Source organism: Bowmanella yangjiangensis (assembly GCF_018531185.1).
GTDB classification, from domain to species: domain Bacteria; phylum Pseudomonadota; class Gammaproteobacteria; order Enterobacterales; family Alteromonadaceae; genus Bowmanella; species Bowmanella yangjiangensis.
In genome coordinates this window covers 80,955-104,313 of record NZ_JAHDJU010000003.1, presented here as the reverse complement: position 1 = coordinate 104,313, position 23,359 = coordinate 80,955, and the positions used below count along the sequence as shown (strand labels likewise).

At 50.7% G+C, this 23,359-nt stretch carries 30 protein-coding genes; 24 read left to right on the top strand and 6 right to left on the bottom strand.

The features are described 5' to 3' along the window. The first annotated feature begins 135 nt into the window (after positions 1-135). The 4 genes from KJY73_RS16065 to KJY73_RS16050 are packed head-to-tail and all read left to right on the top strand — an operon-like array spanning position 136 to position 2,192. The gene (locus tag KJY73_RS16065) at positions 136-693 is read left to right on the top strand and encodes a DUF2058 domain-containing protein (RefSeq protein ID WP_214344763.1); all 558 of its coding nucleotides are present in this window, start codon (positions 136-138) and stop codon (positions 691-693) included. Positions 694-699: 6 nt separating this feature from the next. Continuing rightward, positions 700-1,143 carry a hypothetical protein gene (locus KJY73_RS16060; protein ID WP_214344762.1) on the top strand — a complete coding sequence of 148 codons (444 nt, stop codon included), beginning with the start codon at positions 700-702 and terminating at the stop codon, positions 1,141-1,143. A 15-nt stretch (positions 1,144-1,158) separates the two neighbouring features. Continuing rightward, the gene (locus KJY73_RS16055) at positions 1,159-1,773 is read left to right on the top strand and encodes a LysE family translocator (protein WP_214344761.1); all 615 of its coding nucleotides are present in this window, start codon (positions 1,159-1,161) and stop codon (positions 1,771-1,773) included. Between the two features lie 2 nt (positions 1,774-1,775). Continuing rightward, entirely contained in the window at positions 1,776-2,192 is a 417-nt protein-coding gene (locus tag KJY73_RS16050; RefSeq protein ID WP_214344760.1) for a GNAT family N-acetyltransferase, read from the top strand. Here the strand turns inward: KJY73_RS16050 and KJY73_RS16045 are convergent. From KJY73_RS16045 to KJY73_RS16035, 3 genes are read right to left on the bottom strand one after another with little or no spacing between them, the layout of a single operon-like run. Continuing rightward, a complete protein-coding gene (locus KJY73_RS16045) occupies positions 2,182-3,516 on the bottom strand; it encodes a magnesium transporter (protein ID WP_214344759.1) in 1,335 nt (444 codons plus the stop codon). The two genes, KJY73_RS16050 and KJY73_RS16045, sit on opposite strands and share 11 nt — an antisense overlap. Further along, positions 3,513-4,346 carry a magnesium transporter MgtE N-terminal domain-containing protein gene (locus KJY73_RS16040; RefSeq protein ID WP_214344758.1) on the bottom strand — a complete coding sequence of 278 codons (834 nt, stop codon included), beginning with the start codon at positions 4,344-4,346 and terminating at the stop codon, positions 3,513-3,515. Before KJY73_RS16040 ends, KJY73_RS16045 begins: the two co-directional genes overlap by 4 nt. Then, the gene (locus KJY73_RS16035) at positions 4,343-5,200 is read right to left on the bottom strand and encodes a mechanosensitive ion channel family protein (RefSeq protein ID WP_206595097.1); all 858 of its coding nucleotides are present in this window, start codon (positions 5,198-5,200) and stop codon (positions 4,343-4,345) included. Before KJY73_RS16035 ends, KJY73_RS16040 begins: the two co-directional genes overlap by 4 nt. Before the next feature lie 218 nt (positions 5,201-5,418). Between KJY73_RS16035 and KJY73_RS16030 the strand changes: the two genes are divergently transcribed. The 14 genes from KJY73_RS16030 to KJY73_RS15965 all read left to right on the top strand — a co-directional run bounded on the left by KJY73_RS16030 (position 5,419) and on the right by KJY73_RS15965 (position 13,985). Beyond that, complete coding sequence (locus KJY73_RS16030; RefSeq protein ID WP_214344757.1) at positions 5,419-6,018, top strand: YqaA family protein; 600 nt, start codon at positions 5,419-5,421, stop codon at positions 6,016-6,018. 9 nt (positions 6,019-6,027) lie between these two features. Beyond that, entirely contained in the window at positions 6,028-6,633 is a 606-nt protein-coding gene (locus KJY73_RS16025; RefSeq protein ID WP_214344756.1) for a DUF2238 domain-containing protein, read from the top strand. Beyond that, positions 6,626-7,117 (top strand): GNAT family N-acetyltransferase, encoded by a 492-nt coding sequence (locus tag KJY73_RS16020; protein WP_214344755.1) that lies wholly within the window; start codon positions 6,626-6,628, stop codon positions 7,115-7,117. The genes KJY73_RS16025 and KJY73_RS16020 overlap by 8 nt, the downstream gene beginning before the upstream one ends. Further along, positions 7,117-7,626 (top strand): GrpB family protein, encoded by a 510-nt coding sequence (locus tag KJY73_RS16015; RefSeq protein ID WP_214344754.1) that lies wholly within the window; start codon positions 7,117-7,119, stop codon positions 7,624-7,626. Before KJY73_RS16020 ends, KJY73_RS16015 begins: the two co-directional genes overlap by 1 nt. Positions 7,627-7,652: 26 nt before the next feature. Further along, positions 7,653-7,904, top strand: coding sequence for a hypothetical protein (locus KJY73_RS16010; RefSeq protein ID WP_214344753.1), 252 nt, complete (start codon positions 7,653-7,655; stop codon positions 7,902-7,904). A gap of 48 nt (positions 7,905-7,952) precedes the next feature. Next, positions 7,953-8,432 (top strand): nuclear transport factor 2-like protein, encoded by a 480-nt coding sequence (locus KJY73_RS16005; protein ID WP_214344752.1) that lies wholly within the window; start codon positions 7,953-7,955, stop codon positions 8,430-8,432. A gap of 3 nt (positions 8,433-8,435) precedes the next feature. Continuing rightward, the gene (locus tag KJY73_RS16000; RefSeq protein WP_214344751.1) at positions 8,436-8,873 is read left to right on the top strand and encodes an RDD family protein; all 438 of its coding nucleotides are present in this window, start codon (positions 8,436-8,438) and stop codon (positions 8,871-8,873) included. A gap of 70 nt (positions 8,874-8,943) precedes the next feature. Next, entirely contained in the window at positions 8,944-9,333 is a 390-nt protein-coding gene (locus KJY73_RS15995) for a GNAT family N-acetyltransferase (protein WP_232848704.1), read from the top strand. A gap of 85 nt (positions 9,334-9,418) precedes the next feature. After that, positions 9,419-9,913, top strand: coding sequence for a DinB family protein (locus KJY73_RS15990; protein WP_214344750.1), 495 nt, complete (start codon positions 9,419-9,421; stop codon positions 9,911-9,913). A gap of 483 nt (positions 9,914-10,396) precedes the next feature. Further along, positions 10,397-10,816, top strand: a complete 420-nt coding sequence (locus KJY73_RS15985; protein ID WP_214344749.1) for a hypothetical protein — start codon at positions 10,397-10,399, stop codon at positions 10,814-10,816. Positions 10,817-10,976: 160 nt separating this feature from the next. Further along, positions 10,977-11,825, top strand: coding sequence for a hypothetical protein (locus KJY73_RS15980; protein ID WP_214344748.1), 849 nt, complete (start codon positions 10,977-10,979; stop codon positions 11,823-11,825). 106 nt (positions 11,826-11,931) lie between these two features. After that, positions 11,932-12,411: a DUF2846 domain-containing protein gene (locus KJY73_RS15975; RefSeq protein ID WP_214344747.1), complete on the top strand. Its 480-nt coding sequence runs from the start codon at positions 11,932-11,934 to the stop codon at positions 12,409-12,411. 34 nt (positions 12,412-12,445) lie between these two features. Further along, positions 12,446-12,814, top strand: a complete 369-nt coding sequence (locus KJY73_RS15970; RefSeq protein WP_214344746.1) for a GFA family protein — start codon at positions 12,446-12,448, stop codon at positions 12,812-12,814. Positions 12,815-13,118: 304 nt separating this feature from the next. Next, positions 13,119-13,985 carry a PhzF family phenazine biosynthesis protein gene (locus tag KJY73_RS15965; RefSeq protein WP_214344745.1) on the top strand — a complete coding sequence of 289 codons (867 nt, stop codon included), beginning with the start codon at positions 13,119-13,121 and terminating at the stop codon, positions 13,983-13,985. Between the two features lie 108 nt (positions 13,986-14,093). Here KJY73_RS15965 and KJY73_RS15960 read toward each other — a convergent pair whose 3' ends face one another. After that, a complete protein-coding gene (locus tag KJY73_RS15960) occupies positions 14,094-14,603 on the bottom strand; it encodes a MerR family transcriptional regulator (RefSeq protein WP_214344744.1) in 510 nt (169 codons plus the stop codon). Positions 14,604-14,794: 191 nt separating this feature from the next. On the opposite strand from KJY73_RS15960, the gene KJY73_RS15955 reads away from it, so the two are divergent. Beyond that, a complete protein-coding gene (locus KJY73_RS15955) occupies positions 14,795-15,211 on the top strand; it encodes a GFA family protein (protein WP_214344743.1) in 417 nt (138 codons plus the stop codon). Between the two features lie 128 nt (positions 15,212-15,339). Here the strand turns inward: KJY73_RS15955 and KJY73_RS15950 are convergent, their stop codons facing one another. After that, the gene (locus KJY73_RS15950; protein WP_214344742.1) at positions 15,340-16,653 is read right to left on the bottom strand and encodes an aminotransferase class V-fold PLP-dependent enzyme; all 1,314 of its coding nucleotides are present in this window, start codon (positions 16,651-16,653) and stop codon (positions 15,340-15,342) included. A gap of 84 nt (positions 16,654-16,737) precedes the next feature. Then, a complete protein-coding gene (locus tag KJY73_RS15945; RefSeq protein WP_214344741.1) occupies positions 16,738-18,306 on the bottom strand; it encodes an amidohydrolase family protein in 1,569 nt (522 codons plus the stop codon). Between the two features lie 144 nt (positions 18,307-18,450). On the opposite strand from KJY73_RS15945, the gene KJY73_RS15940 reads away from it, so the two are divergent. From KJY73_RS15940 to KJY73_RS15920, 5 genes are all read left to right on the top strand, one after another. Beyond that, the gene (locus tag KJY73_RS15940; protein WP_332874216.1) at positions 18,451-18,978 is read left to right on the top strand and encodes an SRPBCC family protein; all 528 of its coding nucleotides are present in this window, start codon (positions 18,451-18,453) and stop codon (positions 18,976-18,978) included. A 93-nt stretch (positions 18,979-19,071) separates the two neighbouring features. Continuing rightward, positions 19,072-20,076 (top strand): XdhC family protein, encoded by a 1,005-nt coding sequence (locus KJY73_RS15935; protein WP_214344739.1) that lies wholly within the window; start codon positions 19,072-19,074, stop codon positions 20,074-20,076. Beyond that, positions 20,073-20,663 carry a nucleotidyltransferase family protein gene (locus KJY73_RS15930; RefSeq protein ID WP_214344738.1) on the top strand — a complete coding sequence of 197 codons (591 nt, stop codon included), beginning with the start codon at positions 20,073-20,075 and terminating at the stop codon, positions 20,661-20,663. Before KJY73_RS15935 ends, KJY73_RS15930 begins: the two co-directional genes overlap by 4 nt. Next, positions 20,660-21,121 carry a (2Fe-2S)-binding protein gene (locus tag KJY73_RS15925; protein WP_214344737.1) on the top strand — a complete coding sequence of 154 codons (462 nt, stop codon included), beginning with the start codon at positions 20,660-20,662 and terminating at the stop codon, positions 21,119-21,121. Before KJY73_RS15930 ends, KJY73_RS15925 begins: the two co-directional genes overlap by 4 nt. Continuing rightward, the gene (locus KJY73_RS15920) at positions 21,118-23,358 is read left to right on the top strand and encodes a xanthine dehydrogenase family protein molybdopterin-binding subunit (RefSeq protein WP_214344736.1); all 2,241 of its coding nucleotides are present in this window, start codon (positions 21,118-21,120) and stop codon (positions 23,356-23,358) included. The genes KJY73_RS15925 and KJY73_RS15920 overlap by 4 nt, the downstream gene beginning before the upstream one ends. Position 23,359 lies beyond the last annotated feature (1 nt).

Here is a 23,359-nt window from a genome sequence, read left to right as displayed (position 1 = left end):
TTAAATAACAGCCGGGTGATTAGCCTACCGCAGTTTCTTGCAGAAGCAATAGGTCGCAGTTGCACAGAGGACAGCAGCCGGATTGCCATGTAAACTGTCGCCCTGAATTTTTCATCGCAGTCGGGAATTACTACCATGGCGCTCTCTCTTCAGGAACAACTGCTTAAAGCGGGTCTGGCAGATAAACAAAAGGCCCAAAAAGTAAATGCGGAAAAACGCAAACAGAGCAAGGCTCAGAAAAAACACAAAGTGGATGTGGTTAACGAAAACAAAGTGGCCGCAGAGCAGGCACGCCAGGCTAAAGTAGCCAAAGACAAAGAGCTCAACGAACAACTGAAGCTGGAAGCGGATAAAAAGGCCATTGCTGCGCAGATTAAGCAGCTGATTGAAGTCAATTGCCAGCCCAAAAACAACGGCGATGTGGCCTGTAATTTCACCGACGGCAGCAAGATCAAAACCTTATATGTAGACAAACTTACCCATAAACGTATTACGCAAGGCAAACTGGCTATTGTAAAGCTGGGTGAGAGCTATGAAATCGTTCCTACGCCGGTAGCGGATAAAATTGCTCAGCGCAATGCCGAACTGGTGTTGCACCGCGCCGATAAGCAGGCAGAGCCTGAACAGGCCGACAAGAGCGAAGAAGACGATTGGTACGCTGAGTATGAGATCCCTGACGATCTGATGTGGTAAAACCAAGTGCTGGCTAAATGGAATAGCGTAAGCATTAAGCAAAAGCGCGTCGCACTGTCGCTTTGCTTGCCATTGGTTGGGGCTGGGCTTCTCAGCCTGACTGATTGGCAATGGCAGTGGTGGCATGCACTTTTTCTGGTGCAGTTGGCAGTGTTGCCATGGCAATGGTCACATCAGCAGTATAACCATCTGCATATGGGGCTGGTGGTTGCCAACCCCTTTGAGGTACTGCGGTTTGATGCCGACAATTTGTACCTGGGGGATGAGGTTTTCCCTCGCAGCGAGATAAAACGCTTGGTACTGGATGAGGTTGAGGGAAAGGGGCTGTTCCAGCTGCCTTTTAATCAGCGTAACGCTAAGGTCCCACAAATGCTGTTTGATGGCGAGTATTTGCCACAGCTGCGCCGGGAGCTAAGCGAGCAGTTGCCCAGTGTTGAGGTCATCATTTAAGGCGTTAAAGGAAGTATGGACAGTTATCTGATTTTTGTGCTGGTGGCCTGTGCGGCCATCGCCACGCCGGGCCCGGCGGTATTACTCACCTTAAGCAATAGCCTGAAACACGGTGGCCGCAAAGCCCTATGGGGCATATTGGGTGTGGCCAGCGGCATTCTGGTGGTGTCGGCAATATCGGCCACCAGTGTTGGGGTGATTCTGGCAACTTCGGCGCTGGCCTTTACCATACTCAAATATGTCGGCGCGGCGTACCTGATTTATATGGGCATTAAGATGTGGCGCAGCCTGCCAAATTTTCAGCCCTCCGATCTGCCAATTCGCCAAGGCCGTCGTCATCGTTTGTATTTGCAGGGGCTTTCCATCAGTCTGATGAACCCCAAGGCCATCTTCTTTTTTATGACGCTGTTCCCGCAGTTTATTGATGTTAATGCGCCTTATGCCGGACAGTTTGTGCTGCTGACCCTGACCTTCTGTACTTGCCTTATATTGATCCACAGCCTTTACGCGGTGCTGGCCAGTCGGGCGCGGGGAAAACTCTCCAGCCCAGCCTCGGCAAAGAATATTAATCGCGTTAGCGGTAGCCTGTTTGTGCTGTTTGGTTTTGGCTTGGCCGCCTCCAGCCGTTAAGCATGAGAGTTGATATTGCAGAGATCAGTTGGCAGCAGACCATGGCTCTTCGCCATCAGGTGCTATGGCCGGATAAACCCCTGGTATTTTGCCGGGTGGCTGAAGATGAAGATGGTTGTCATTTAGGGGCGTTTGCGGATGACAAACTGGTATGCGTGGCATCGTTATTTGTGAAGGACAACGCCATGCGGCTTAGAAAGTTTGCGACTTTGCCTGAATATCAGGGGCAGGGGATTGGCTCGTCGGTATTGAGCGAAGCCATTTTACGTGCTCGCAATTTAGGCCTGGCCAGTTTTTGGTGTGATGCGCGCCAAAGTGCCTCTGGTTTGTACCGCCGCTTTGGTTTATGCCAAAGCGGCGAGCCGTTTTACAAAGGCGAAATCGCCTATGCTCGTATGGCCCTGACACTTAGCCCTTAGGCAGCATATCCGACAGCAGTAGGGCAATGCCCAAAAACGACATAAAACCGGCAATATCGGTAATAGTGGTCAGTACGATCGAGGATGACTGGGCAGGATCCAGCCCGGCTTTTTTCAGCACAATGGGCACCAATGCCCCGGCGCTACAGGCAATCACCAGCGAACTGACCATAGCCAGCGCAATTACCAGTGCCAGGCCAATAGACTGACTCCACACATAGACGCCAATGGCACAGGTCAGGGCGATGACGATGCCGTTCATGGCACCGGCCGCCATTTCCTTAAACAGCACGTGTCGCCAGTGCTTGGTGGTGATCTCCCGTAAGGTTAGCCCGCGCATGGTAACCGCCAGGGCTTGAGCTCCGGCATTCCCTGACTGTCCGGCGGCCACCGGCAGCAAAATGGCCAGGGCTGTTACCTGGGCAATCAGACCTTCAAAGGCACCTACCACAGCGGCGGCAGCAAACGCGGTTAGCAGGTTGATTTGCAACCAGGGCTGGCGCTTGCTAAAGGCAAACCAACTACTGGACAGGGCCTTTTCTTCCTTACTCACACCCACCATGGTTTGCAGATCGGCGGCTAAGTCTTCCTTGGTGGACTGGTAAACATCAAAGTAGCCGATGCTGCCAATTAGCTGACCTTGTGGGTCCAGTACGGCTATATTGCGACAGCGAAATCCTTCGAACCGCTCGATTACCGTGTCTTTATCATCCAGGGCATTTAAGCTGGTGCGTAGCGGCTTGGCGAGATCCTCCAATAAACTGCCGGGCTGGGCTAATACCAGCTCCTGTAAAGACAATTCGCCGCCGGGTTGTTGATTGGCATCCAGTACATACAAAGTATCCTGCGCCAGCACTTGATTGCGCCTTAATATGGCCAGCGCTTCAGCAGCGGTGATATCGGCGGAAAAGGCCTGCACTTTGGTGGTCATCATGCGGGCGGCCGTATCGGGCGGATACTCCAGCAGGTTTCGATATTCACTGGCCAGCGCGCTATGGCCGGTGTTCAGCGCATTGAGCAGCGCATCGCGAGATTCCTGGGGTTGTCTGCTTAATAGTCCAATCGCCAGATGACTGTCCAGATAGCTTATCAGTCGGCTGGCCAGATCCTCGGGTAATGCGCTGAATATGGCATCGGAGCTGCCAACCGGCAGATATTTCCATAGCGCGGCGATAACATGCAGGGGCTGGCTTTGCAGAAGCTCGGCCGCTTCACCGGCTGGCATACTTTCCAGATGGCGGGCGCTTTTTTGCGGATAATTGGCCATATAGGCCTGGCTAAGCTGCTCGGCGGCGCTGTCCAGGCGTTGTTCAATTGCGTTCATGAGCGGCGTCCTGTGGGCTTAGTGGCGCTGGGTGCCAGCAGTTCAAGCAGCGCATTGATGGAGGCGCCATAAGCGCCCAGAATATCCCCCGGCAGCGGCTCGGCTGTGTCCTCTGGTTCGGCGCGGCTGATGGCGTGGCGAAGCTGATGGTGATGAATAATACCCAGTAGCGCCTGCTGCTGGTTTACCACCGCCAGGGTATCCTGCTGGCGCCATACCGGCAGTTCCAGCGCCGCATTAAGCTCGGTAAAACCGCTAATACTTTCATTTACCGGCTGCATCAGGCGGGTAAGCGGGGTATTACTGGCTGCACGTAATATGGCATAGACCGACAGTTTGCCGCTGATCTGGCGCTTGTCATTAACCAGATAAATATCACGAGTTTCGGAATAGGCGCGTTTTTTCAGGCGCAGCAGGGCGTCACCGGCATCCATTTGATTGTCCAGGACCAAAAGATCCGTTTCGGTCCAGGCCCCGACAGTGTAATTAGGGTAGCTCAGCAGCAGCTGGCAGGCGGTTTGTTTTTTAAGTGGCAATACACCAAGCAAACGCTGGCGAGCGGCGTCTGGCAATTGACGCAGCAGAGCCGCGATATCGGCGTTGGTTAGAGCTTTTAATAGTCGAGCAGCATCTTCGTTATCCAACAGTGCCAATATAGGCGCGGCAAAGGCTGGTAACATGGCGGCCAGTACTTTAGCGGCAATAGGGGCAGGCGCCTTGTTTAACATGGCTGCACTGTGCTCCGCTTCTTGCAGTTCAAGGCGTCTGGCGGCTGCCAGCGGCTCTTCTTCCAAAAAGTGCAGGGCCAGAGAAAGCTTGGCGCTACTCATGCGCTGCGCTCCGGTTCATGGCTGGTTTTCAGCACACAGCTGGATTGTTCAAGCCAGTATTTGGCGGGCAGCAGGGCGCGGCCCTGAGTGGTTTCCAGTACCAGCATGGTATCGGTAATTTCCACCAGGATGCCGTCAATCTCGCCCACTTTCAGGTGATCATCTATCTGGCAGTGCTTTCTCGCCTGGCGCGCACCGACCACATTGGCAATCAGCTCACGGCTGCCCAGCCCAAATGCCAGGGCCAGACCAAAACTCAATACGCCGGTTAGCACAATCACTAGGGTGGTGATGAAATGAATATTGATACCAAGCTGTTCAATACCAATCACCAGGGCGGTAAAGATCACGGCAAACTTGGTAAAGGCGCCAATCCAGCCAGCCTGCGCCAGCCCCGCTGATTCAGCAGTAGCGCGAGCCATGGTACTGAGCAGATTACCCAGCAAATAGCCACCCAGCATAATCAAAATGCCAGCCAGCAGCTTGGGTAGGTAGGCCAATAGGCCACCCAGCCAGGTGGCAAATAGATCCAGGCCGAGTATTGAAGTGGAGGCGGCAATAAAGAACAGCATCACCAGCCAGAAGATGATCTTACCGGCCAACTGGGAATGCTGATGCTTGATCTCCAGGCCCTTGTCGCGCAATGAAGCTGGGGTTAACACCGTCAGCAATCTATTGAGCAAGCGGATAAAGGATAGGGTCAGGCGTGATAACAGCCAGGCCACAATCCAACCGGCCAGGATCAGCAGCAAAGCGCCCAATAATTGGGGCAGATAGCCAACCAGATAGGTTTGTAGTTCGGTGTATAGATCGGTCACGGCTGATTGCAGCTCGGTGGATACGGTTTGAGTCATGCTGGCTCTGTGGTTAGATGGCTTTTGTGCAAAAAATAGCTGGATGCGCGGTGCATTTCCATCCCTGTTTTGTTTAGTCAGGATAAAAACGTCAAGGCTTACGGCCAGTTGGGATTAGTTTGGGGCGGTTAAATATCAATGGCTGGACCATTCTGTGCGTTTGCGCGGTGGCCTAGGCAGGGTAGAATGTCTGCATTGCATATGGAATTGAAGGTGTTATGTCGTCGCAACCCGCCGGGATGTCTTCCAAAGCCGAAAAGTGGCTGGATAAGCTGCGCCAGTCCAATCACGCGCTGGTACTACTGTTTTTTCTCTCCATGCTGGAGGCCACTATTATTCCCATTCCACTGGAGCTGATCCTCATCCCCTACATGCTAATAGAGCGCGAGCGCATCTGGCTGCTGGCAAGCGTTGCCCTGGCCGGATGTATGGCCGGAGCGCTAATAGGTTATGGGGTAGGGCAGCTATTGTTTGATTCGGTAGGCCATTGGTTTATTGCTCAGCTTGGCGCCGCAGACGAGTTTGAGGCCTTTAAACAAACCTTGCAGGATGATGGTTTCTGGGCCGTGTTTATGGTGGGCGTCACCCCGGTACCCTTCCAGGTGGCTATGTTGGCGGCTGGGGTAACCGGCTACTCGCTACTGATGTTTATTTCAGCTTCGTTTTTGTCGCGCGGGCTTCGCTATTATGGTTTGGCTGTACTGGTGCTGTTGGTTGGTGAAAGGGCCACCGCGGTATGGCAAAACCACGCCGGCAAACTGGGAGCATCGCTGTTAGCCCTGGCCTTACTGGTGGTTGGGTGGCAGTACTTTAGCTAAGGAAAGTATATGAAAGCCTTATGGATTGTTATTTTCTGGGTGGTGATGGTTTGGTCGGGTATTCAGCCAAAAGACAGCTTTACCTGGTTTTTAGAGGTATTGCCGGCATTGATCGGTTTTGTGGTTTTGGCGGCTACCTGGCAACGCTTTCGCCTGACGCCGCTGTTATACATTCTGATTTTGCTGCACTGCGTGATTCTGATGGTCGGCGGCCATTACACCTATGCCGAAGTGCCGTTGTTTGATTATTTCAAAGAATGGTTTGGCTTCGAGCGTAATCACTATGACAAACTCGGTCATTTTGCCCAGGGTTTTGTGCCAGCCATGATTGCCCGGGAACTGCTGATCCGCAAGCAAGTGGTGAACGGTGCGGCCTGGCGAAACTTTCTGATTGTGTGTTTTTGCCTGGCCTTCAGCGCTTTTTATGAATTGATCGAATGGTGGGTAGCGGCCCTTACCGGTGAAGATGCCGAGGCGTTTTTGGGTACTCAGGGCTACGTTTGGGATACCCAGTCTGATATGGCCTTTGCCCTGGTCGGCGCTATAGTGGCACTGCTGAGTTTACGCCGTTGGCATGACCGCCAGTTGCAAGCTAAAGGCATTGGTCATGTCTGATGTAGCGTTATCAATTGAAATCAGACCTTACCAGGCAGAAGATGCCACGGCGCTGACCGATATCTTTTATGCCGCCGTACATGGTCCGGCCCGGCAATATTACAGTCAGGCGCAGGTGAACGCCTGGGCATCTCTGCCGCCAAACTATGGGGCCTGGCAGGCACGCTTTACTGCCCATCCGCCTTTTGTGGCGGTGCTGGATGGAATACCCGTGGGGTTTATGACCTTAGAGCCTGATGGTCATATTGATGTGGCGTATTCCCATCCGGAGTATCAGCGACAGGGCATAGCAACGGCACTATATCATTATCTGCAAGCACAGGCCCTAACGTTACACTTACCTATGTTATACGTGGAAGCCTCTTATCTGGCCCGGCCGTTTTTTGCTAAGCAGGGCTTTAGCCTGGTAAGAGAGAATCAGGTAGAGCGGGGCGGCCAGATACTGGTGAATTTTTCTATGCAAAAACGGCTTAAACACAACTAATGGCTGACGCGCCCATAGAACTGGTGGCCTATCAGCCACAATGGCCTACAAAGTTTCGTGAAGAAAAACAATTTCTTAACACTATTTTGCGTGACAAGGTGGTCGGCTCCATCGAACATGTGGGCAGCACTGCGGTGCCGGGGCTAATGGCCAAACCCGTGATTGATATTATGGTAGGGGTTGCGTCGTTAAGCGCATCAAAGGATGCCATTGGGCTGCTCAGTGACAACGGCTATTGCTATTACCCCTATAAACCCGAGCAGATGCATTGGTTTTGTAAGCCCAGGCCTGAATATCGCACCCATCATGTGCATTTGATCCCCTACAACAGCGAGCTATGGCATAAGCGGCTGGCATTTCGCGATGCACTACGCCAACACCCGCAGTTGGCGGGTGATTACGCCAGGCTTAAACAGCGTTTGGCGATGAGTTACCGCCATGACAGGGATGCTTACAGCCAGGCCAAAAGCGAATTTATTTTAAGTGTACTCAGGCAAGCCAATGGCTGAGTCGTGAACCAATCAAAGGAATTTATGTGAAAAATAATAATACCCACCGCACCCTGACTGCGCTCGTGTTGCTTGTGCTGTTAAGCGGTTGCACTACCAATAATGCCAAGCATTTTGCCTGTGATATGGCCGAGGGCACGGTGGAAAGTGCCAAGGACAGGGCTAACGACTCACCCGACAGGATGAATGATAATGATGTGGCGAACGGTATTTTTACCGCCATGCTGCGGGGGTTGGGTAGACTCATTAGCGGCAGTAAAAAACCAGCTTGTCGCTAACCGCTGGCCTGTTAACCTAGGTAAAAAATAATCACAAGGACAGCCAAAATGAGATGCGCCCTAATCATATCACTACTCTTGGCGGCCAGCCTGCCAGTTAAAGCCGATTTGGCCGCCGGGCAGCTTGAGCAATTGGCCCGCGGATTTTTGCAGGCCAAGCAAGCTAAGCAGCAACCCAATACGCAGCTTACCGATATTGAGCATTTTATCAGCCTGTTTGCTGACGAATTCACTGATGAACACGTAAAGTTCAATGTCGTGGTGTCAGACAAAGCGGAACTGAGAAAAGGCCTGTTGCATAAAATGCAGGATAAGGTGTCGTTCTGCACTGTGGAAATGACAGACCTGATGCTGGGGCGTAATGTGGCCTTTGTTAAATACCGCGAGCATGCCAAAGTGCATCCCAGTCATATGTCCGAGCCCGTGGAGTATACAACCGATGTATTGCTATCCATGGAATTTAACCAAGCCGGGCAAATTACCCGATTACGCCGATTTCATAGCCTGCCAGAGCAAAAGGGCGAGTAAAGCATGACCGAACTGCGCTACGTAGGGTTTTGGGCTAGGGTGCTGGCCATGCTGGTGGACAGCCTGATTGTTGTTGCTATTACCTGGCCGTTAATGGTCTGGTTTTTTGGCTGGGAGGTGCTGCTGCAAGGCGTACAGAGCGGGGCAGCGCAAGTGGTGCATATTCTGCTGTCCTGGGTATTTCCCATTCTGGCCGTGATTTTGTTCTGGCTATACCGTCAGGCCACGCCGGGCAAAATTGCCCTGGGGGCCAAAATTGTAGATGCCAACACCCTGCAAGCGCCATCCACTCGTCAATGTATTATTCGCTACCTGGGGTATTACCTTTCCACCATTCCAATGGGTCTGGGCCTTTTTTGGGTGGGCATAGATGCAAGAAAACAAGGCTGGCACGACAAGCTGGCCGGTACACTGGTTATCTATCAACAAAATCAGGAATAGCGACTCATGACTGTTTATTTATACAGTTTGTTTGTGTATGTTCTGTTTAGCTTTCAAGGAGTTACAGAACATGGCTTTTACTGTTGAAGAATATGCCCCAAACCCCCAGGAATATTGTCACCTGCGCGTTGCCGCCGGTCTGTCAGCCAAATCCCTGCAAGCCGCCCAGATTGGCTTGCCCAATTCTTTATATGCCGTTTGTATGCGTGACGGCCAAAAGTTGATTGCCATGGGCCGGGTGGTGGGGGATGGTGCCTGCAATTTTGAGGTGGTGGATATTGCTGTCGAACCACATTACCAAGGTCAGGAACTGGGTAAGCAGGTGATGGCCTATATTGACCAGTACCTGGCTGGCGCCGTATTGCCGGGCTCTTATGTTTCCATGATTGCGGATAAATCCCGAGTTTTATCAAAAGCTAGGCTACCGGCTGGTGGCTCCAGCCAGTCAGGGCATGAGTAAAAAATTTGTGCCCAATACGTAGCCTTAATCGCTCGCACTCGGCAGTGGCCAGAGCGGATTTAATCGTCATAAACGGAGATTTATTATGTTGCTGGCCAGTGCCTTTAGCTATAAAAAATGGGCCAACTCTGAGTTGCTGATATTTGGCGAGCGCCAGCTAAGCCAGCTACCCGAGGCCGATGCCATATTCTTTATTCGCATCCTGAATCACACCACAGTAGTGGATAGCCTGTTTATCAGTCGTATCTTGGGTGAGCCTGAGCAGTATCAGGCCGATAACACGGTGGAAACTCCCACTTTGGCTGAATTGCGCGAGCGTATGGATAAGCACGACAGCTGGCTGGTGGCCTATACCGAATCGGCCTCTCAGCAGGAACTACAGCGCGAGATTGCCTTTCAGTTTGTTGACGGCAGCCGCGGCCGCTTATCGGTGGAGGAAATACTGCTGCATTTATTAACCCATGGCAGCAATCATCGTGGTATGGCATCCAGAGTGTTAGCCAGCAACGGCCTGGATCGCCCCAGCGATACCTTTACCCGCTATTTGCATCAAGTGGAGCCGGGTAGGCGAGAAGAGTAAGTTGGTTGTTAGGGGCAAATAGAGGCTCAATTTTCCTTATGCTTCCGTATAACTGCAATAGTGCGGATAGCTCCCACTTAAAATTCCCAGTTTTTGAAATTGTTTTTTCTACCACGAAGATCAGAAGAACACGAAGCTTGGAGTATCTCTATCGACCTTCGTGTTCTTCGCGCCCTTCGTGCTGATACATACTTAATTACCCGTAGTGGATGGTAGGAATACAGGTTAACGGCTATCGCTAGCCGGATATTAAAGTGGCCTTGCGCGCAAGGAAGTGCCTGTCATATTCATCAAGGACATTCAACAATTCCTGTCTTGTCATACCCCTCGTCACCATGGATACTGAAACTCTGTTTGGCTAAATCAATGCCATAGAATAGTTGAATTCATACATGGACAGTTCTCCCCAATGGTTGCTTGCTAAGCACGACATAACCTCGGAAAAGGTGAGTCCATATAATTCGTTAAGGAGCATGGTGAATCATGGATAGAAAGTTCGCATTGGCTTATGTTGTCACAGTTTCAATAATTGCTTTTTTCGTAGGTAGGTATTCAGTTGAAGAGAACAACAATTCCGCATATTTGGACGCGCTGGTTACGACAACCAACTTAGCGAATGACCGATGGGGTGAGGTGAAACTACTAGAAGGCCTATATGAATCATCTCAAAAGAGCCCTTCAATAGCTAAAAGCCAATTTATATTGGCAGTAACATTAATGTATCGTGACGACGTTAGAATTCGAGATGTTTTCAATACAGACCTCGGTCTTAACACAGGAACCATTAGTACCAACAAAGCAGTATTGGAATTTTTAGAGAAATACGGATTTCCAAATTGTAGTAATTTAAAAACTTCGGCTCTAGTCGCTTGCAATTTAGATAGTGTAGAAGATGATGTATAACAAGAAACCAATGGAATTCCCCCGTATTAACCGACAAGTATATAGATAACTCAGATAGTCGTAGAGGATAACAGCCACTTTCAAGCCTTTGGGAGGGCTGGATTTCATTGAAGGGCAGTAAAGCATCCATAGTTTCAACTATATAATTAAAAGGATATTTATGAATCGTAAAGGAATCCAAATAAGCTTACTCCTATCCACTGCCCTTATATCCGCCATTAGTAACGCAAAGGATATAAATCCAGTTTCTGAACCGCTCTACTTAGGCCAAACACCCCCAGGCTTAATCCCTGAATTGTTTGCCCCCGGCATAGTTGCCACCGAAGACTATCTGGAAACTGAGGTGCTGTTTTTACCTGATATGAGCGAGCTTTCTTTCACCCGCTCCGGTGGGGATTATAAGGAAGCCCGATGGATTGTAATGCAATATCAGGATAATCAATGGCGCGAGAAGCAGATTGCCCCTGAGGAGGTTCGACAATATAAGCAGCGCTTTAGCCCCAGCTTAGCAGCGCTTAAAAGTCTTGAACCTTTTCAGGATATTCCGGTTATTGGCTATACCACTGCAGCTAACGCAACCCAGTATTTTTACGTTTTAGACTTTAAAGATGGCAGTGGGCATTTGAGCTATTCCCGCCTTATCAATGGCAAATATGAAACGCCGGTTAAGATGAGCGCCGCGGTGAATCAGGGAAAATATATTGCTCATCCCTTTGTTGCCCCGGATGAATCCTATTTAATGTGGGATGCAGAGAAAGAGGGCGAAAGCACCCCGGATATTTATATCAGCTTCAGGCAGCAAGACGGTTCATGGGGCGCGGCTATTAATATGGGCGATAAGATAAACTCGCCCTTGTATGAACAGCGCCCCAAAGTGACACCTGATGGCAAATATCTGTTTTTTTGGAAGGGCGATGTGAAAACCCGCGACGATGGCAGTCGCTATGTAGTGGGAAGCCCCTATTGGGTAGATGCGAAAATCATTGAAACACTTAGGCCCAAAGAGTAGGTAAAGTGCAGTTTTCTGAGTGAACATGGCGTTTTGGCCGTTAGTATCAGGTGATTTTCCGTGGGGAAAATCCTGTCACTTGCTAGAAATTAAGGGAAATTCGAATATGAGAATTATATTTTTGCTTGTCATTAGCGCACTTATTAGCGCTTGTGCTGGACCAATAGCCAAAGGACCGAAGTTTACTTCTCATCCTCAACTAGGAACCCAAGAATCACTGTTTTATTTGTACAAACCGAATACGCATGATGGTGTAACTGTGTGCCTGAAAGTGTTTCTGAATGATTTCGAAAAGGGCTGTCTTTCAGGTCAAGGATTTATCAGAACAAACGTACCTCCTGGTCAGTATAAAGTTGTATTAAAACCTGATGCCTTTATCACTCACAATTTATTGGAGTTCGATGTGACCCTCTTGGCAGGACAGGCCAGTTACTACGCTTATTACACCACGCCAGGTAACGCGCCAGAGGATGCTATCGCTACACGTTTTTATTCCTATGGAATTGACTCAGGTAACAACGTCATTATCAAAGTGGATGAGGATAAAGCATTGATTGAATTGGCCCAGTTAAGTGAGTCAAATTAGTATCGGATGAGCTAATAGGAACAAAGATAATAATATGCAAACAGTAAAAGGTACTTGCCACTGCCAGGCCGTGGAGTTTGAGGTGGACTTGATTGACGGGCATCAGAACATCCGTCGTTGTAACTGCTCAATTTGCAGTAAAAAAGGCGCCATTATGGCGGGAGTCACTTTGGATCGTCTGCGCGTCACCCGCGGCGAGGATAAGTTAAGCCTGTATCAATGGAACACCAAAATTGCCAAGCACTATTTTTGCAGTCTGTGCGGCATTTACACTCATCATCAGCGCCGCAGTGTACCCACCGAATATGGCTATAACTTGGCCTGTATAGACGGGATAGACCTGGCATCATTTGAAATTGGTGCAAGTAACGGCGCAGCACAATCCTTGGCGGATGCATCATAAGTAAACGAGGTTACCGGCGCGTCTCTGGGATCACATAGTCTGCATCAGAAGTTTATTGTTGCGAGCCTGATAACCAATCCCTGTCTTTCTCTACCACGAAGATCAGAGGAACACGAAGTTTGGGTGCTCTTAGTCACCCTCGTGCGCTTCACGTCCTTTGTGGTGATATTATTGGTCGTTCTAACAAGCCTGATTGAACGGCTTTAGCAGTCCCAAAGGGACTGGCGCACCATATCAAATAGGGATGTTATAAGGATTCGTCCCCCGTTATTTACCCTTATGTTGTACGAAGTAAGAGATTTTAATGGAAGTTAACGCATTTTTAGTTAATGCCTTTACCGCCAATGGCCGCGGCGGTAACCCGGCTGGGGTGGTATTAAATGCCGATAATTTATCTGACCAGGACAAGCTGAAAATCGCCCAGGCTGTGGGGTTTTCCGAAACCGCCTTTGTCTGCCAGGATGAGGAAGTGGATTTTGCCCTGTCCTTTTTTACCGTTACCGATGAAGTGGACTTTTGTGGCCATGCCACCTTAGCGACTTTTTCAACGCTCTATCAACAAGGCCTGATTAGTGAAGGACGCTATATACAGCGTACCAAAGCCGGTTTATTGGGCGTAACTGTGGCATCTGATGGCCAGATAGTCATGGAACAAGCCCTACCTGACTACCTTGGCGTTATTGATTACCAGACCATCGCCGAGATGATAGGTTTGGATGCCGAATTACTGGCTTCAACCCAGCTCCCCGTAGAGATAATTTCAACTGGCTTACCGGATATTATTGTGCCTGTGCCTTATGGGTATTTGGATAAGATCCAGGTAAACAACGCGCTACTCAGTGACTATTGTAAACAGCATAACCTTGTTGGTATTCATGCCTTTGAGCTTTGCGATAAGGGCAGCGGGCTGACCGCCAGTTGCCGGAATTTTGCACCGTTATTTGGTATTCCCGAAGAGTCGGCTACCGGCAGCGCCAATGGTGCTTTGGCCTGTTATTTAACCAAGCATTTAGGCGGGAAGCTTGGCAAGGCTTTTACCTTTGAACAGGGCAGGGCCATGGGCTGTGTATCTAGCATTACTGCCTCGGTAGAGTCAAACGAGCAGGGTATAGCAAAAGTCAGCGTTGGCGGCTTTGCCCGTGAAATAGGGCAGCAGACAGTCTGTTTGTAATTAACTAGCTAGGCAGGGAATGTTCAATCATTTCTCCTGGTGGTGTGCAGTTACACGTCCTTGGAATACGATATAAAAACTCAGCCTCTTCCCTGAGGCTGTGTCGGGTTAGAAAGCGCGAATCTCAGCGATTTCGTCGTCGGCAATACCCAAGGACTCAAGGAACTTTTGATGTTCCTGTGGTTCTAGTTCCTCGAATTTTTGGTGCCATTTCACCATATCGTTTTCGCTAAAACCGGCGGCTACCATGATTTCAACCCAGCGTGCTTTATTGACCATATTTTCCTCCATTAGACTCGGATCGTTGAGAAGCACAACCACAGCTTTTTGTTGTGCTCGTAGCGTTTGAATCTCTTGCTCCAACTTGTAAAAGTGCTCTTTTAAAAGTGCCGCTTGAGATTCTCCCGTTCGGTTTAATAGCCCATGGATACTTGCCACCGACAAACCGTAAGAACGATAAGAGGCGATAGCCTTTAAGCGTTCAATTTCTTTATCGCCATACCAGCGATAGCCGTTTTCAGAGCGGTACGCCGGTAGTAACAGTTGTTGTTGCTCGTAATACAGAATCGTTGTACGAGAAACTCCAGTGTGTTTTGCGAGTTGAGTAACAGTAAGCATGGCAGTTCCACAAGTTGACCGAGTCAGTATCCTCAACCCGTTACTAATAGACGGGTCAAGCGCTGATAGAGAATTTATTTATCCCCTGCTCAGCCGTTACAAGATTAACGCTAATCCTTATTCATACTGCAACGGAGGTAATCTGCAGGTAAAGTTATTCAACCGTAATTTTTCTATTCAAAGGATATGAAATGAACTCTGGTATTTGTGCAACAGGCTCATGCAATTGCGGTGCAGTTGCGTTTGCAGTGAAGGTACCGCTACACAGCGTGTTTATTTGCCATTGCTCTATATGCAGGAAATCTACCGGAAGTGGTGGGATTGCGGTCACTATTGTGCCCAAACAAGCGCTGCACTTCATCGGTAATACAGAGCAAATCAAAAAATGGGAAAAGCCGAATCATGATTGGTTGACCCAATTTTGTAATAGTTGCGGGTCGCCGCTGCCGGGGAAAAACGACGAGAATACGTATTACATTCCAGTAAGTTTGCTGGATAGCGGCTATGAGAATCTGGAAGTCAAACATCATCTTTTTGTTGATTCTAAGGCCAACTGGGAAGAAATCGGCATGATGGGCAAACAGCACAAAGAAGCCTTTGAAAAATAAATGCCCAGTACGTTGGGATTGGCTTTAAGGTGATGCATTAAGTTGCAGATAAGCGCATTTTCGTTGGGCAATAACAGGGTCTGATGCACCTCCCGGGCCTGGTTGGCGCATCAGAATGTGCTAATTGATTAGCCTTTCGCCAACGCCGCAATAGCACCCAGGGCAATATCTATCTCCTGCTCATTATTTATCAGGCTCGGTGCAAAACGGGCATAGGACTGGCGGTAAGGGGTGGAGCTCATAATAACGCCTTGATCATGCAGCTTTTTGACTACCTCGTCAGGATGCATGCCATCCACATCAAAACAGACTAAACCACTGGATAGACTCGTTGTTTTGGGCGTATAGAGCCTGACATGGGCCATTTTAGCCAGGCCTTCTTTGGTTTGGTTATTCAACTGATGAATACGACTTTGCACATTGGCTTTTCCCAGTTGCAGGTGTAGCTTAAATGCCTCGGGCAGGGCCCATCGGTGCTCGAACGAGTGAAAGCCGCCGGGTGACATATGCTCACCTATAGGCACCTGGTCCTGGCTGCTGTAGCCCATCCATACGTCATAGGACTGGCTAAAACTGGGGATCACCGCGTTGGTCTGTTGCCAGGCGCTATCCTTTGCCCAAATAAGCCCGGTGCCACGGGGGCCAAAAATCCATTTATGGGTGCCGGCGATAAAGAAGTCACAACCTAGCTGGCTGATGTCTTCATTTTCAATGCCGAAACCATGCACACCGTCCACACAAAACAAGATCTGATCGGCGTCTGTTCGCTTCGCGTTAATGCCCTGAATCAGATCTGCCATGGCTCGGATTGGGAGCTTTACCCCTGTTGAGGAATGTACCCAGGTGACTGCTACCACGCGGGTTTTATCACTGACACCGGCTTTTAGGTTGCTGAGTATCTGTTCCACCTCTACTTGGGCGGGATCCTGGTACAAGGTAATGCGTTTAACCTTAGCGCCGGTGCGATCAGCGCGTAATTGCAATGACAAGTCGGTGGAGTAATGGTCATGAACGGTTTGCACTATCTCGTCATCGGGATTCAATTTTAAACCGCTGTAGACCATGGCCAGGCCCATGGTGGTGCTATCCGTCAGGGCAATCTGATGACCCTGGCCGCCCATATACTGCGCGGCGGCCTGGGTTATTTTCCCGTCAATGGTCATAAAGTGTTCATGCCAGTAGTCTGCCGGGTTGCTGTCAAAGGCTTGCCTGTGCATGGCGATCGCATCGGCAACCGGCTTGGGATGAGAGGCGAGCAGAAAGGTGGCTAAATGGATGTAATCGTAAGTCAGTGGAAACAGCTTTCTGAGCCCCGACCAGTCCGCCGGGGCTAATGTGTTGCTATTGAGTTCAGATGGTTTGCCATCTGTCAGGGCAAAGCTATTAAGGCTGCTGGCAGCAAGGGTTAAACCGCTGCCGGTAAGAAATGCACGTCGCTCCATGGTGGGCTCCTGCTGAAATATCTCATCCAGTATAGGTCAACTCACCAAAACCGAAGATGTGCTTACATCGCCAGCCTGCTTAGACTATTGCCGCGCTGCTTTAGCGGCCTTGACCATCTCCCGCACATCGGCAAGCAAGGCATTGGCATCAAACACAATGCCGTCTTTAATGGTGTATTTTACGCCCCCGACGCGAGTAGGGCGGTTATTGTCATCCAGTTTAAAATGGCCGGTGCCATACAGCACTTTAAAGTTTGCCAGCGGATTTTCCGCCAGGATCACCATATCGGCCAGCTTGCCGACGCTGACCGAACCTAAGTCGTCCTCCAGCCCCAAAGCCTGTGCGCCGTTTAAGGTGGCGGCCTGCACCACTTCAAGCGCGTTAAAGCCAGCTTCGCGCAGCAGCTCCAGTTCACGAATATAGCCAAAACCATAAATTTTATAGATATAGCCGGAGTCTGAGCCGGTGGTGACGCGTCCGCCATGGTTTTTGTAGTCGTTTAAGAAGGCCATCCATAAGCGGTAGTTTTCCTTCCAGGCAATTTCATCGTCGGTGGTCCAGTCAAACCAATAACTGCCATGGGCATAGCGATTGGGCTGAAAGAAATCCCATAAGGTCGGCAGAGTGTAATCCTGATGCCAGATGGCTTGTTGCTCGCGCATTAGATCGCGGCTGGCTTCGTAAATGGTCAGAGTGGGGTTTAAGGTGAAATCCAAATCCAACAGTTCATCCCGCACATGGTTCCATTTGTCACTGCCGGGTTTGGCCGCTTGTTGCCATAGCCGTCCTGCTTCGGCAAAGCGATGTTGCTCGTTATTGTAATTGTAGGTTGGGGAATAGTTCTGAATACGTTGGTTTTCAAACAGGGCTTCGGGTAAACCGTACCAATGTTCCATGGTGGTCAGCCCCAAGCGTGCCGAGTCCAGCACGTTCATACTCATGACATTTAACTGAGCGTGGTGCATAGCGCTGCCAAGGCGTTGCTGTTTGGCTTCGTCCAGGGCGGCTTGCATTATCTTTGGCGGCGCACCAAAAAACTTAATGCCTTTCGCGCCTTGCTTGGCTGACCACTTAACCCAGTCCCGCGCTTGCTTAGGAGTATAAATGGGGCCTTCGCCACCCAGGCCAAAACCAAAATAGGGAATGATACGGGGGGCAGTTATCCGGTTTTTTTCGCTGCGTTTTACATGATCTATTACCCAATCCGCCCCATTAAAACTGCCCGGCTCTCGCACTGTGGTAATGCCATGGGCCAGCCACAGCTTAAATACGTATTCAGCGGGAATATTATCGGCAGAACCACCGATATGGCCGTGCATATCGATAAAACCAGGCAGCACATAATGACCTTCAAGTTGAAGTTCTTTATCGCCGGCTCCGGCCTTGGGCCGGGCGCTGTCCAATATCGGCACGCCGGGATTGCCAACATTATGAATGGCAGCGATACGATTATTTTCGATGACTATATCTACCGGCCCACGAGCCGGCGCACCTTCGCCGTTAATCAGTGTGACACCGCGCAAAATAAGACGAGAGTATGGCCCTTGTCCCTCACCCGTTGGCCGGTCTGGCGCACTGGCACCGGGTTTGGCGCTGACCGATACAGAAAGCAACAAGCCGACAAGCAAGCCGCAGAATTGGCGATTTTTCATTATTTTTCCTTTACTTACTCAGGGTGTGGGCAGCTTAGGATGATGGCATTAGTACAACATAAGCTGAAACATTTAAAAGCCCTGTCAAAAGTTAAACATATGTTATAAAAAATGCCGAGTAGGGTGGGGAGAATAAAAATGGGGATGATCAAAAAAATTGTGCTGACCTTAGGTGCCCTGGTGGCGTTGTTTTTCGCCGTGGGTTACATCTTACCGTCTGAATTCAGGGTAGAGCGTTCCATCACTATTGATGCGCCTCCCGACAAGATTTACGCCCAGGTTGCCGATCTTGAAAGATGGCAGGATTGGGGAGTGTGGTTTAAACGCGACCCTGCCATGCAGGTACACTATGATGGTCCGCGTGCTGAAGTTGGTATGCGCTCAGAGTGGATCAGTCAGCAAGAAGGCAGCGGGGTGATGGAAGTGATTGCCGCTGAGCCGCACCGCCGTTTAGTTTACAGCTTATATTTCCCGGAGTTTGACATGGGCAGTACCGGCGAATTTATTTTTACCGACGAGGACGGTAAAACCCGGGTGCAGTGGGTTGATTATGGTGATGTGGGGGCAAACCCCATCAACCACTATTTTGCAGTGATGATGGACTCCATGGTGGGGCCGGATTTTGAGATGGGCCTGGCAAATCTCAAGACGTTGGTGGAGAACAGTCGCTAGCCCTTGGTCCGATACCAAGCGGGCTTGGTCTGATGGGCCTTGCTTCTGTATCACCTCGCTGCTGTTCTGGAATAAAAGGACGAGTTAACGGCAATGTCGAATCAATTAACCAGGATGCTTGGCACCTGGCACGAGCAAAAAGACCAGTTGCAATGGATACTGGCCACTATTATTGAGACCGCAGGCTCCAGTTACCGTAAGGCGGGAGCCATGATGTTGATCAATAGTCTGGGGCAGTATCGTGGTCTGCTCAGCGGTGGCTGTTTGGAGGCAGATATTATGCGCCAGGCCAGACGCTGCTGGGACAATGGTTATGCGAGAATTATTCAATACGATCAGCGGGATGAAGACGACTGGGCCTGGCAATTAGGGATTGGCTGCGGTGGTATGGTCAGAATTCTGCTCCAGCCAATAGATAGGCAAAACGACTATCTGCAACTGGAAAGCCTGTATAACGCCCTTAACAGCCAGCAAAGTGTGTATTACCTGCAGTCGGTGAATGAGAGCCGCCCCCTTAACCAGGTGTGTGAGGTTAAACCTGACTGGCTGGATGCAACCAGAGGCATTTTTACTCTTCCCGACGGCCAGGTATTTGCACAGTTGGTGCGCCCGGCACCGCATCTGGCAGTGTTTGGCGCGGGCCTTGATGCCAAGCCTTTGGTGGCTATGGCCAATGAACTGGGCTGGCGGGTGAGTGTGATTGACCCACGTCCAGCGAATGCACGCAGCGAATGGTTTGGCCAGGCTGCCTGTCATTGGGGTGCCATTCATAGCTTGGCGGGACAAGACTGGTTGACACAAATCGATGCTGCCGTGCTGATGGCGCATAACGTTGAGCTGGATGCGCAAGCGTTAAAGCTTTGCCACAATTTACCACTGCGCTATCTGGGCGTGCTTGGTCCTTTGCACCGCACCGAGCGGGTCTTTAGTGTGGCAGGGCTGGTCATGGCTGATATTCAGACACCCTTTTTTGGCCCAATCGGTTTGCGTCTTGGCGGCGAATTACCCGAGTCCATCGCGTTGGCGGTACTGTCTGAAATTCACGCCGTACTGGAAGGCAAAGATGGCCAGTCTATAAGCGGTGAACTGGTGTCATGAAGCTGGCCGTTGTGATCTTGGCGGCGGGTAATTCCAGTCGCTTCGAGGGGATTAAACAGCTAGCGTCGCTGGATGGGCGGCCTATGTTGGTGCATTGCCTGCGGGCATATGCCCATTTGGGGCAAATGCAAACTGTGGTGGTGCTCGGCGCCCATGCCGACAAGATTGAGCGCGTGTTGCCTGATTGGACGGAAGTGGTGGTGAATCCCAACTGGCAAGAGGGCATGGCAAGCAGTATCGGCTGCGCAATGCGCTGGCTGCATACGGATATTAGTCATGTATTGATAGGTTTGGGCGACCAGCCTGATATTCAATCTGCGCAATTACAGCAACTTATTGTGCAGGTTAAGCAATATCCTAGACAGCGGATTGCCGCAAGTTATGCCAAGGGACCCGGTGTGCCGGCCATCTTTCCCAGGCAGGATTTTAGTGCGCTGGCAACACTTCGCGGCGACAAGGGGGCTAAACCATTGCTGGTTGCTCAGCCCTCACAGCTTGTTACTGTACCTATGCAGGAAGCAAGTCTTGATATAGATACCCAACACGAATTACAACAATGGCAGCAAGCCAGGGGAATAAGACCATGATGAAATTCACCTTAAATGGTAAGCCGGTGTCGGTGGAAGCAGAGGCGGATATGCCTCTGCTGTGGGCACTGCGCGATATGCTCGGTATGACCGGCACCAAATATGGTTGCGGCATGGCCCTGTGCGGTGCTTGTACCGTGCATCTGGATGGTCAGGCTGTGCGAGCCTGTACCTTGCCCATGTCTATGGTAGAAGGCAAACAGATAACTACTATCGAAGGGTTAGCCAGTGATGCATTGCACCCGGTGCAGCAAGCCTGGCAGAGTCACAATGTGCCGCAGTGCGGTTACTGCCAATCGGGGCAGATGATGAGTGCGGCGGCGCTATTGGCGAAATATCCCAACCCGGATGATAAAACCATTGATGAACAAATGCAGGGCAATATCTGTCGCTGTGGCACATACCCGCGTATTAAAGCGGCGATTAAGACTGCCGCTAAGCTGGGGGCTAAATCATGAGTGAAATCTCCAATGTCAGCCGTCGGCAGTTTCTTAAACTAACCGGCATCGGCGCTACAGGACTGGTCTTAGGTGGCTTTTTGCCTGGCTTTCGGCCCGCCTGGGCCCAAGGTGGTGATGCACTGAGTGAACTGAATTTGTTTGTCAGTATCGGCAGCGACGATCTGGTACAGATCATTTGTCATCGCAGTGAAATGGGTCAGGGGATCCGCACCGGCTTGCCGCAAGTAGTGGCCGACGAGCTAATGGCCGATTGGCAAAAAGTGCGAGTGGTGCAAGGCCTGGCCAATGCCGAGTACGGCAGTCAGAATACCGATGGATCGCGCTCGGTCAGGCGTTTTTATCAGACCATGCGGGAAATGGGAGCCTCGGCCAGGACTATGCTGGAACAAGCTGCTGCCAATCACTGGCAGGTGCCCGTAGAAGAGGTACAGGCCAAAGATCATCAGGTTCTACATGGTAAAACCGGTCGCAGCCTGCGTTTTGGTGAACTGGCTGAAGCGGCATCCAAGCTCACGCCACCCGCAAAAGAGCAGCTTAAGCTTAAATCTGCCAGTGATTTTAACTACATAGGTAAAGACGTGCCTATTGTGGACATGCAGGCCATTTTGACCGGCAGCAGCGTCTATGGTCAGGATGTACAGCTGCCCGGTATGTTATATGCCAGCATAGAGCGTACCCCGGTGGTAGGGGCCAATGTTAAGGCCGTGGATAATAGCGCGGCGCTCAAGGTTAGCGGCGTGGTGGATACCTTTGTCATGCCGGCGCAAAGCGAGCCGGTATTGTTTAAACCTTTGCCCGGTGTGGCAGTGCTGGCCACTAATAGCTGGGCGGCGATGCAAGGGCGTAAGGCTCTGGCTATTGAATGGACCGACAGCCCTCATGCGGCGCATGACTCACAAGCTTACCTGGAGGTGCTGAAAGGCAGGGTTAAGCAGCAAGGTAAGGTGGTGCGCAGTGTCGGCGATGCCTATGTTGGTATGATGAATGCGGTGGATACCTTTGAGGCTGGCTACAGCGTGCCTTATCTGATTCACGCGCCCATGGAACCACCAGCGGCGACCGCGGTGTTTAGTGACGGCAGTTGTGAAATCTGGGCCTGTACGCAAACCCCGCAAAGTACACAACAAAATGTGGCCAATGCGCTGGGTATTGAGCCTGGCAAGGTTAAAGTGAATGTGACCTTGCTGGGTGGCGGCTTTGGCCGTAAATCCAAGCCGGATTTCTCCGTGGAGGCGGCGATATTGGCCAAGCATACCGGCAAGCCGGTGAAAGTAAGCTGGAATCGCGAAGATGAAATTCAGCATGGCTATTATCACGCTATGGCCGCCATGTATTTTCAGGCTGGTATGGACGAAACCGGCCGGGTGGTCAGCTGGGTACAACGCACGGCATTTCCCAGTATCAGCTGGACCTTTACCGGCACCTCGGATGAACCCTCAGACTCTGAACTGGACTTAGGCTTCGGCGATCTGCCTTTTGCGCTGGATAACTTGTCTTGTGAGAGTCAGAAGGCCGAGGCGCATCTGCGTATCGGCTGGGTTCGCTCGGTAAGTAACATTCAACATGGCTTTGCCATTGGCTCCTTTGTCGACGAGTTGGCGGATAAGCTGGAAAGGCGCCCACGGGATATGTGGCTGGAATTGCTGGGCGATGATCGATTGGTGGATCCTGAGCCGGAAGGCTTTAAATACGGCAATTACGGTGAATCCAAAGCGGTTTTCCCCATAGATACGGCGCGTTTGAAAGGGGTGCTAAACCTGGTGGCCGATAAAGCCGGTGTGGAAAAAACCACGGCTAAAAACGAAGCCTGGGGCATTAGTGTGCATCGCAGTTTTGTCAGTTATGTAGCGGTTGCCACCAAAGTCAGGGTTGAGGGAGACAAAGTACAGGTGCTGGAAATGCACAGTGCCATTGATGCCGGTACTGTGGTAAACCCGGATCGGGTCAAATCGCAAATGGAAGGGGCGATGATCTTCGGGTTATCCCTGGCGATGATGGGTGACATCAGTGTGAAGGCCGGGGCAGTGGAGCAATCTAACTTCCACGATTATCCGCTGCTGCGTATCAATCAGTCGCCGCAAATTCACAGTTATATTGTTGAGTCCAGTCAGCCACCTGGCGGCGTAGGCGAGCCGGGAGTACCACCGGTTGCTGCCAGCTTATGCAATGCGATATTCCGCGCCAGTGGCAAGCGGATCCGGGATTTGCCCATCAGCAAACATATGCAGGTGTAAA